Source organism: Streptomyces aureoversilis (assembly GCF_042657885.1).
GTDB lineage: Bacteria > Actinomycetota > Actinomycetes > Streptomycetales > Streptomycetaceae > Streptomyces > Streptomyces aureoversilis.
Genome location: NZ_JBHSKJ010000017.1, coordinates 165,824 through 175,091 on the forward strand (window position 1 = coordinate 165,824; position 9,268 = coordinate 175,091).

The window sequence follows — 9,268 nt, forward strand, 5'->3', positions numbered from 1 at the left end:
GTCAACTCCCTGAAGAAGCGCCGCCGGAGCTCGGGCCGACGTGGGGCTGGGGTGTGGTGACGGTCTGGTGCGAGGCGTTCGCGCCGTCGCCCGTCTGGACGTTCCCGGAGACCGTCCCGTGCACGTGCACCGAGCGGTCGAAGACGACGTTGGCGCGCGCGTCGTACTCGTCCGTGCGGTACCCCGCGTCCCGCAGGCTGCCGCGCACCGCCGTCAGCGTGCGGGTCTTGATGCTCTTGAGGAACCGCTGGGCGTCCATCTCCTGGAACAGCTGCTGGTACTCGGGCTCCGCGGCCAGCTCCCGGACCGAGTACCGGGGCCCGTGGTCGACCACGCGGTCGGTGCGGCACATCCGCCCGTACCAGGCCCGGTTCCGCGCGGTGCGCACGGCCGTCCGCGGAACGGCGACGAGGTCGCGCGGCGCTTCCCCGGCCAGCCGGAAGGCGGCTACCAGGGCGTCGCCCGCAAGCGAGAGCCAGTCCGAGGCGTCGGACGGCGGCATCACCTTGTCGATGCCGTGGTACGTGCGGGCGATCGGCGGCAGCAGGAAGGCCCGCGACTCCAGGAACAGCAGACCGCCCTGCAGCTGCACCCGGCTGAAGACGGTGAGGACGACCTCGTCCTCCCAGCTGCCCACCCGGGTCGTCAGGTAGTGCCGCAGCCGTTCCTCGGCGGCCAGGTCCAGGCTGTCCGGCCACCACGTCGGGGGAGCCGGCACGCCGGGCGCGAGCCGCAGCCGTTCGGCGGCCTGGCGCCGGGCGAACGGCGCCATGCGCGCGAACGCCGTGCCGGGCCCCGTGCCGCTCCAGTCCGCGGCCGGGCCCAGTCTCAGACCGCCCTTCATCACGTAGTCGTCCACGTGGATGCCGTGCAGCCGGTCGCCCGGGTACTCCCCGCCCGCGCCGAGCCGCAGGAGTTCGGCCCGTATGCGCGCGTGCACCGCGGGGACGGTGAAGCCGGCGGCGCCCGGGGCGGCACCAGGGCCCGCCGGGGCGGCGCCGGGCTGCGGGAGGCGGAGCGTGGGCACGGCCGCGCCGGTCCGGGGGATCAGCTCGATCGCGAAGGACCAGGAGTCCACCTCGACCCCCGCCCCCACGAAGGGCGCGTAGTCGCTGTAGATGACGTCGGGGTCGGCCTGCTGGCGCCGCAGCTGTGCGATGCGGGTCGCGGTGGAGCCCTGGCCGTCGGGGTGTTCCGGTGCCCGGCCGGTGGCGAGGAGGTGCAGCAGGGACGTCCGGAGGTACGCGTCCACTGCCGCGATCGCCGTCCAGAGGGCGTAGACGAACAGTACGGCCGGGAGATGGGGCCGCACGACTTCGGACAGCAGAGGGCCGATCCCGCTCAGGAGCCGGGCGCCGAGGAAGGCGACGACCGCCAGCACGACGAGCCCGGTCAGCAGACGGGTGACGGGGCCGGAGCGGGCGCGCCCCGCCGTGCCTGCGCCGCGCTCCGTGCCACTCGCCATCGCGCGTGCCGCGAGCCGGAAGACGCCTGCGACCAGCACCAGGCCCACGCACAGGAACACGCCCGCCGCGTCGACCGGAAGCAGCAGCACCGGAACGGCGAGCATCAGCGCCCCGCGGAGCGTGGCCCGGCGCCGCGCCACGAAGCACTCCTTGAGCACGGCCACGAGGTCCACCCCGTAGGCGGGCGGAGGGACGCGGTACGGGTTCTCGGCGAGCTCCGCGATCACCGCGTCGCGGAAGTCACGGTCGAGGTGGGCCGCGCCCCGCAGGTAGGCGGTGGCGTCACCGGGGCGGCTGCCCGCCTGCGCCTCGATGAGCTGGCGGAGGGGGCTCTGGGGATCCTGGCTCATCGTCGGAAGAACCTTCCGTCAGGGCGGACAGTGAGGGAGAGAAGGGGCGGACGGACGCGGGCTGCCGGGCCGTCAGATACGGGTGTGGTCGCGCACCGGCAGCCCGTAACGGCCGGCGATCGGCGCCCACCTCCGCAGGAACTCCTGCTTGGCCTGCGTCGCGAGGCCGCTGCTCGCCACCCCGCGGTCGTACGCGGAGCCGTGGGGAACGCTGCCGGAGGAACAGCCCGCGGCGTCCCGCGCCCAGCGGGCGAACGCCCGGTCGGCCTCCGCCGAGCGCCGCCAGGCCGTCCGCAGCTCCTGCGCCGCGGCCCGGCCGCCCTCGATCCCGTCCACGGCGATCCGGGACAGGTCCCCGACCAGCCCGTCACGCCGGACCGCCGCCGCGTCCAGATCGGCTCCGGCCGCCGCGACGGCCGCACCGGAGGCACACGATTCGACGGCGTTCACCGCGTCGGTGACCTTCTCGCGGTCCGCCGCGCTCTTCGTCAGCAGCGCGTCCAGGGCCGCTGCCTGGGCCCGCCCCGTGACGGGCGGTTCCGCTGAGAGGGACGAGGCCTGCGGATCCTCGGGCTGTGCCGCACTCCGCGTCGCGCTGTGCGCCGCCGACGAGGCCGACGGACCGCCGGGCGACGGCTCCTGGCCGGCCGGCGAGCCCGAGACGAAGACCTTGACCACGACCAGGACGACCACCGCCGAGGTCACCGCCCCGACGGCCGCCAGCAGGACGAATCTCCGTGACGCGGTCGACCCGCGGGCACCCGGCGGCGCAGGACCGCCGCCGTTCGCCGTGCTTCCGGCCCGAGCGGAACCCCCGGACACCGGTACCCAACCGCCCGCGCCCCGGCGGGCCTCGCTGTCCCAGCGCATCGGTGCGCCGTCGTCGTCCTCGGCCATACCGTTCCCCCGTCGCTCTTCCGCACTGTCGTGCGGTCGGCGCACACTGTCAACTCCCGGGGAAATACGGCAGACCGGCCTCCTGTTGTCGTCCCGTCACCGCCGGCGCAGCACCGTTCCCAGGACGCGCTCCAGCGGGAAGTAGCCGACCTCCCGCGAATCGAGGCTCACCCTGCCGTTGTCGCCGAGCAGGACCACCTTGCCGGGCGGTACGCGCTCCTCGGGTGCCGTGGCCAGGGCGGGGACGCAGTCGGGCGGGACGAGGTCACCGGGGAGCGCGGCCACGCGTTTGATCAGCCAGTCGCGGCCGTGCACACCGGCCGCGCCCGCCTCGGCGCGCACCGGCGGGCGGGGCCACCTGCCGCCGCTCGCCGGCCGCTCGGCCACCACGACCTGGCCCACGGCCGGCCGCGGGCCGCGCCGGACCAGGACGCGGTCGCCGTCCCGGAAGGCCGGCGCCATGCTCGTGCCGCGGACGGTGACCACGACCAGGCCGCGCGCCAGGCACACGGCCGCACCCAGCGCCGCGCCCACCGCGACCGCAGCCGCGCCGCGCAGCCGCCTCCGCAGCACGGGCCCGGCCGTCACCGGGGCTCCCCGGTGAACGCGGGCTCGGTTCCGGCGTCGGTGCCGGAACCGCTACCGGCACCGCTCCTGGCATCGGTGTCGGATTCGGGTTCGGCCCGGTAGCCGGCGGCCTGGAGGGCGAACAGGCGTGCGTAGCGGCCGCCGGAGCCGATCAGCTCGGCGTGCGGGCCCTGTTCCACGACGCGGCCGTCCTCCAGGACGGCGATGACGTCGGCGTCGCGCACCGCGCCCAGGCGGTGGGAGATGAGGAGGCTGGTCCGCTCGCCGCGGTGCCGCCGCAGCGCGGTGTGGATCTCGTGCTCCGCCTCGGCGTCGAGCCCCGCCGACGGCTCGTCGAGGATCATCAGGTCGCGCTGGTCCCGCAGGAACGCGCGGGCGAGCGCGAGCCGCTGCCGCTGGCCGCCGGAGAGGACCACACCCGTCTCCGGGTTGTCCTTGTCGGACTCCATGAAGAACCTCCGAGACAGCAGCGTGTCGTACCCGTACGGCAGGCCGGCGAGCTTGGCGTGGATGCCGGCGCGCTCCGCGGCCGCCTCGATCCGCGGGCGGTCGCCGAGCGCCGCGAGGTCGCCGAGGGCGATGTTCTCCGCCGCCGTCATGTCGTAGTGCATGTAGTCCTGGAACACCGCGCCGATGCGCCGCCGCAGCTCCGCCACGTCGATCGTACGGATGTCCACGCCGTCCCACAGGATCGCGCCGCGCTCGGGATCGTAGAACCGGCACAGCAGCTTCACCAGCGTGGACTTGCCCGCGCCGTTGAGCCCGACGAGGGCCAGCACCTCGCCCCGGCGCAGGTGCAGGCAGGTCCCGCGCAGCACCCACGGGTGCTCCTCGGAGTACCGGAACCACACGTCGCGCAGCTCGATGCCGCGGGTCAGCGGCGGCAGTGCGACCGGCTGCAGGGGCACGGGCAGGTCCGGACCGGCCCCCACGACCCCGAGGTAGTGGTCGAACATCAGCAAGGCCTGGTGCGAGCGGGCCACTTCGCTCGCCAGGGTGGCCAGCGCGCCCTGGATGCCCGCCACCGCGGCCACGAACATGACGACGTCACCGGCCGACAGGGTGCCGGCGTGCGCGGCGCCCACCGCCCACAGCAGTCCGCCGCCGGAGACGAGCGCGGCCAGCAGCCCGAGCCCGGACTGGACGACGGCCTCCCGCCGGTCCACCGCGCGCTTGGCGGCGTCGGCCGTACGCCGGTCGGCCAGCATCCGCCCCCGCAGGAACGCGCCGGTGCCGAAGAGCCGTATCTCCTTGGCCGCTTCGACGCTCGACAGCAGCTCGCTGTAGAACATCTGCCGGCGCTCGACCGGGCCGACGTCCCACAGCGTGCGCGCCTTGCGCCGCGCCATGGCGACCTCGGACACCAGCGTGGGCACCGCGGCGCCCAGCACCAGGGCGGTCATCCACGGGCTCAGCAAGGAGAGGGAGCCGAGGAACCCGCCGATGGTGAGGGCGCTGCGGGCGATGCCGACGGCCCCGTCCACGGCCTGGTTGGGCATGCCGCCGCCGGAGCTCTGCGCGAGCCGCAGCCGGTCCAGGAAGCGCGGGTCCTCGAAGCGTCCCAGGCCGGCGAAGCCCTCGACGGCCGTGAACAGCCGGTCGTCGGCGAGCAGTCCGACCCTGCGGTCGAGTTCGCGCCGCAGGTACTGGCTGATCTGCGGTACGACCGCGATGACGGTCCCGGCCGCGGCCAGCCCCGCGCCCAGGCCCAGCAGCGTGCCGAGGGAGGCGCCCGAACCCAGCCCGTCGAGCAGCAGCTTGGTCAGCCATGCGGTGACCACGGGGAGGGCGCCGGCCAGCAGCGTCAGCACCAGGTAGCACGCGAGGGCCGCGGGAGCCGCGCTCGCCACCAGCGCGGTGGCCGCGGCGATCCGCCGGGCGGTGGCCAGGAGGCCGCCGGAGGGCGCGGGCGGAAGGCCGGCGGCGCCGGCAGGGCCGGTGCCCGGGCCGGCCGGTGCCCCGGGGGAGGGGACGGGGCCCGGTCCGGGGCCGGGTGCGGGAGCCGGCCCAGGGCCCGGGCCGGGTGCCGCCTGCCGCCGGCCGTGGTCCTGCCCGTTCATGCGGCTACGGCGGGGGAATCCAGGTTCACGTTGTTGCGCGCGATCACGGGCCTGCCGGCACCGTCCGAGGCGACCTCGAGCAGCGTCGGGAACCCCATGACCTGGAAGGCGTCGGTCATGACGGGCTCGCTGCCCTGCACCACGACGCGGGCGACCGGGCTCAGCTCGGCGACCTGCCCCTTGGCCCGCTCGGGCGTGCCGACCACCACGGCCAGCACCTGCTTCCGGCCACCGGGCAGCGTCCGCGCGTACTCCGCGAACTTCGGCAGCATCTCGTGGCACGGGCCGCAGCTGGGGGAGAAGAACGCCACCAGGGTGTCGCCCGAGAGCGACTCGCGGGTCAGCACCTCGCCGTCGGTGGAGACGGCCCGGAACTCGCCCACCTCTTCGCCGACCTTGATGACGGGCGGTCTGCCGGGCGCGTTGCCGTCGGCCATCTTGGACAGCATCGCGGTGTGGTCCCGCAGCCGCTTGATCACCCCGAGGGTGAGGATCAGGTCCAGCGTACAGAGCAGTCCCACCAGGACCACCGCCGCGATCAGGACGGGCATGGAAGTCGTCTCCTCTGGGATCACTTGGAGTCGGTCCGGAGCCGGCTCGGAGCCGGCCGGGATCCGGTTCGGGGCGGGTTCGGAACGGGTTGGTAGTCAGCCGGAACCACCGGCCGCGGGGCGGGACCCGGGGCCCCGCCGACGGGCCGGAACAGATCGAGGATGTCGTCGAGCGCGGCGACCAGCCCGCCCAGGAGCAGGCCGCCGAGCACCGCCACGGCGGCGCCGCCCGGGGCGGTCGTCCCGGGCGCGGTGACGGCCGCCGCGCCGGTGACCGCCGCGGCCGTGAGGGCGAGGTTGCGCACGATGTGTCTCGCTCCCAGCGGGCTCGCCGAGGCGCCGAAACACCGGCAGGGCGTGCGCACTCCCCGCCGCACCGAGACCGCGATGGCGGCCGTGAAGACCGCCAGCAGCCCCGCTGCGATCACCAGTCCCGCCACCGTGGCGGCCGTCACCGGCACGGCGAGGCTCACGCACACCGCGCACTCGGCGGCCACCACGGCCCGGGCCACCGACCGGGCCCGGCGTGAGGGCATGATCCGCATGCCCTCCACCGAGACCACGAACCGGTCGAACGCCCTTCGCCCCGCTGACTTGCCGAGGGACGAGGCGAAGAAGACCACGCCGATCAGACAGTGGATTCCGATCGCCAGATAGCCCACCTGGTGTTCCTCCTCCGGCTGTCGTCGTGGGGTTCCCGGTCGGGGCGGTTCGTCATCGCCGGCCGGGACGTTCAGCCGGTCGGCAGGAGAGTGCTGTTCTCGGCACCGTCCTCAGCGCTGGTCCCATTGCTGCTCTCGGTGCTGTTCTCATTGCTGTGCTCGGTGCTGTGCTCGCGATCGTCAGCACTGACAGACGATCGTCGGGCAGCCGTTGGAGTTACAGCAGGCCCAGCAGGGTGCGTTGTAGCCGCACTTGCCGCTGCACTGCCAGCAGGCGGGGTAGTTACGGCAGGCCAGGAGCTCGGCCGCCGCGGCATCGATCTCGGGCACGAACTTCCCGAGCAGGCGACTGCCCAGCTCGGTGAGCTTTGCGTACATCGACACACTCCTCACGTGATCAGAATCTGACCGGATGTGACCCGGCTCGATCGGATCGGGTGGGAACCGGGTTGGGGCCCGGTGCTTACGCCGGTCGAGTCTCATCGGGCCGTGGCGGGGCGGATAGTGCAGTTTCCGGCCGAGTGGGCGCACCGGCCGGGGAGGCCGGGCCGATCTGCGGGTGGCCCGAAGCGGCTCTTGCGGAGCGCGGGAGTTGTGGTTCCGGTGCACGGGCCCGCGGGGCGGAGCGAGCAGCCGGGCCCGCTGCGCCCCCGCCCGGACCGGCACATTCCTCTGCCGGGACTGAATCCGCGCCTCCGTGTCGGCCGGAGGTGCGCGCACAGGCCAGCGTCGGTGCGCGCCGTGCATCTCCGCCACCGGTGGGCGGCGGCCGGGGAAGTGGGAGAGGCACGTTCCGGCCGACGGTTGCACTCCGGCGCACAAGGGGCCGAGGTAGTGGTTCCACTTCCTGGCGCGGCGTGGTAGGCCCGGCGCCCAGGCTTCGTTCAGGACTTCATGACGTCCCTCGCGCCGCGTGCGGAGCGCCGCGGCGCACGGCATGTCGACGTCCGGCCCCTGTTCCTCGTAGTCCGTGCGGACGCACGTGCCATTGTCATGTCCGGGCGCGACGGTGTTCGTGCCTGTAATCGGGCCCTGCCGGGCGGCTGCGGCTCCGGGTGCGGTGGGCCGGCAGGGCGCCGGTTCCGCCGTCCGCGGCGGCGGTGACGTCGCGTTCTGCCCGGCGGTGCGGGCAGGCGGGCGGCCGGGTGTGCCGAGGCCGGTTCTGTCCGGCCCGCAGCCCGGCCGGACCCGGGGCGCATCCGCGGCGTGATGCTCCCGTGCCGGGTGAGCGGAATGCGAACGCATGTGTGAAGTGGCCTGCGTGGGGTACGTGTTCGCTCATGGGGAGAGCCTTCCGGAGTGTCACTCGTGCTGCTGTCGCGCTCGCCGTCGCCTGCGCGGGAGCTCTGGTCGCCGCGCCTGCGGCACCCGCGGCGCCCGTGGCGCGGACCGCCGCCGCGGTGCCGGGCGGCTGCAGCGTGGACCTCGGCGCGCAGGGCAACGCCACCGGGGCTTCCGGCAGCCCGGTCTCCGTTCCCCGTGCCGACGGCCGCGTCGATCAGTTCCAGGTGTTCCACGACTCCACCGCCACCCAGGGCCTGCCGTTCGTGTGGCACCGCGCGCAGGTGGCGCCCGGAGGCCCCTACGGCGCCTGGGAGCGGGTCGGCCCGGGCACGGTCGGCCCCAAGGCGAGCTTCGTGACCGCCGTCGAGAACGCGGCGGGCGGGCTGGAGGTGTTCTGGCTCGACCACGGAGGCTTCTGCCGTTCCGTGCAGGGGCCGGCGGGCGGGCAGTGGTCCACCCCGGAGAACTTCGGTCTCCAGCCGTCCCCGTACCACGGCTTCCTCGCGCTCTTCAAAAGGTCGAACGGCACGCTCATAGCCATGGCGTCCTCCGGCAAGCCGGACCGCTCCATGGAGTCGCGCACCCAGCCGAGTTCCGAAGGCGTCTGGCGCCCGGCGGCGGCCATGGGCAAGGTGCCCGAGACGGACGTCGGCCTGGGGCAGCCGAGCACCGTCACCGAACTCCCGGACCGGCGGCTGAAGGTGACGGCCCGTGAGTGGAACCGCGACCGCTACTGGCAGATCGCCGAAGTGGCCCCGGACGACGGGATATCCGGCGGGCGGTGGCCTTCGCAGTGGCAGCTCTGCGCCACCGCTCGGTGCGACTGAGGCGCGTCTCCGTCACCGCGCGAGCCCGCCGATGTGATCTTTCCGCCGAACGAAGTGGATCACTTGCCCGATGCAGGTTAGGTTAGCCTAAGCTAAGTCCCGCTTCGGGTGTCGTCCTGCACTCCTCGAGACCGCCTTGCCCTGCACGGCGGTAGGAGTGCTGCGCGGAATCCGATGCCGGCCCGGCCTTTCTTCGGTAGGCGGATTTGTGTGCATCTGTACAACTCCGTCCTGCCCTGGCAATGAACGACGCAAGGACGGAACATGGTGCGCACAGCTGTGGCGGGCGCGAGTGGATACGCGGGCGGTGAGTTGCTGCGGCTGCTGCTGGGGCACCCCGACGTCGAGATCGGCGCGGTGACGGCCGCCTCCAACGCCGGCCGGCCCGTAGGGGAGGTGCAGCCCCATCTCACCCCGCTGGCCGGAAGGGCCTTCGAGGAAACCTCCCCGCAGGCCCTCGCCGGGCACGACGTCGTCTTCCTCGCGCTGCCGCACGGTCAGTCCGCGGCGCTCGCCCGCGAACTGGCCCCGGACGTCCTCGTCGTCGACTGCGGTGCGGACTTCCGGTTGAAGGACGCGGGGG

The 9,268-nt window shown here is 74.1% G+C and carries 8 protein-coding genes and 1 pseudogene; 2 read left to right on the plus strand and 7 right to left on the minus strand.

Annotation, left to right across the window (positions count from 1 at the left end; translation table 11 throughout):
* Position 1: 1 nt before the first annotated feature.
* The 7 genes from ACFPP6_RS27085 to ACFPP6_RS27115 all read right to left on the minus strand — a co-directional run bounded on the left by ACFPP6_RS27085 (position 2) and on the right by ACFPP6_RS27115 (position 6,952).
* Positions 2–1,816 carry a hypothetical protein gene (locus tag ACFPP6_RS27085; protein ID WP_382047494.1) on the minus strand — a complete coding sequence of 605 codons (1,815 nt, stop codon included), beginning with the start codon at positions 1,814–1,816 and terminating at the stop codon, positions 2–4.
* A gap of 72 nt (positions 1,817–1,888) precedes the next feature.
* Entirely contained in the window at positions 1,889–2,713 is an 825-nt protein-coding gene (locus tag ACFPP6_RS27090; protein WP_382047497.1) for a hypothetical protein, read from the minus strand.
* Positions 2,714–2,809: 96 nt separating this feature from the next.
* Entirely contained in the window at positions 2,810–3,301 is a 492-nt protein-coding gene (locus ACFPP6_RS27095; RefSeq protein ID WP_382047500.1) for a S26 family signal peptidase, read from the minus strand.
* Complete coding sequence (locus ACFPP6_RS27100; protein ID WP_382047503.1) at positions 3,298–5,361, minus strand: ABC transporter ATP-binding protein; 2,064 nt, start codon at positions 5,359–5,361, stop codon at positions 3,298–3,300. Before ACFPP6_RS27100 ends, ACFPP6_RS27095 begins: the two co-directional genes overlap by 4 nt.
* Positions 5,358–5,912, minus strand: a complete 555-nt coding sequence (locus ACFPP6_RS27105; protein WP_382047506.1) for a TlpA family protein disulfide reductase — start codon at positions 5,910–5,912, stop codon at positions 5,358–5,360. Before ACFPP6_RS27105 ends, ACFPP6_RS27100 begins: the two co-directional genes overlap by 4 nt.
* A gap of 20 nt (positions 5,913–5,932) precedes the next feature.
* Positions 5,933–6,574: a MauE/DoxX family redox-associated membrane protein gene (locus ACFPP6_RS27110; RefSeq protein WP_382047509.1), complete on the minus strand. Its 642-nt coding sequence runs from the start codon at positions 6,572–6,574 to the stop codon at positions 5,933–5,935.
* A gap of 180 nt (positions 6,575–6,754) precedes the next feature.
* Positions 6,755–6,952, minus strand: coding sequence for a hypothetical protein (locus ACFPP6_RS27115; RefSeq protein ID WP_058043136.1), 198 nt, complete (start codon positions 6,950–6,952; stop codon positions 6,755–6,757).
* A gap of 902 nt (positions 6,953–7,854) precedes the next feature.
* Here ACFPP6_RS27115 and ACFPP6_RS27120 point away from each other — a divergent pair.
* Positions 7,855–8,685: a PLL family lectin gene (locus tag ACFPP6_RS27120; RefSeq protein WP_382047512.1), complete on the plus strand. Its 831-nt coding sequence runs from the start codon at positions 7,855–7,857 to the stop codon at positions 8,683–8,685.
* A 264-nt stretch (positions 8,686–8,949) separates the two neighbouring features.
* Positions 8,950–9,268 (plus strand): annotated as a pseudogene (locus ACFPP6_RS27125) (N-acetyl-gamma-glutamyl-phosphate reductase); the annotation flags it as partial.

Coding starts and splice junctions, on each gene's coding strand:
- ACFPP6_RS27085 (WP_382047494.1), bottom strand. CDS start 1,816: ATGAGCCAGGATCCCCAGAGCCCCCTCCGCCAGCTCATCGAGGCGCAG.
- ACFPP6_RS27090 (WP_382047497.1), bottom strand. CDS start 2,713: ATGGCCGAGGACGACGACGGCGCACCGATGCGCTGGGACAGCGAGGCC.
- ACFPP6_RS27100 (WP_382047503.1), bottom strand. CDS start 5,361: ATGAACGGGCAGGACCACGGCCGGCGGCAGGCGGCACCCGGCCCGGGC.
- ACFPP6_RS27105 (WP_382047506.1), bottom strand. CDS start 5,912: ATGCCCGTCCTGATCGCGGCGGTGGTCCTGGTGGGACTGCTCTGTACG.
- ACFPP6_RS27115 (WP_058043136.1), bottom strand. CDS start 6,952: ATGTACGCAAAGCTCACCGAGCTGGGCAGTCGCCTGCTCGGGAAGTTC.
- ACFPP6_RS27120 (WP_382047512.1), top strand. CDS start 7,855: ATGGGGAGAGCCTTCCGGAGTGTCACTCGTGCTGCTGTCGCGCTCGCC.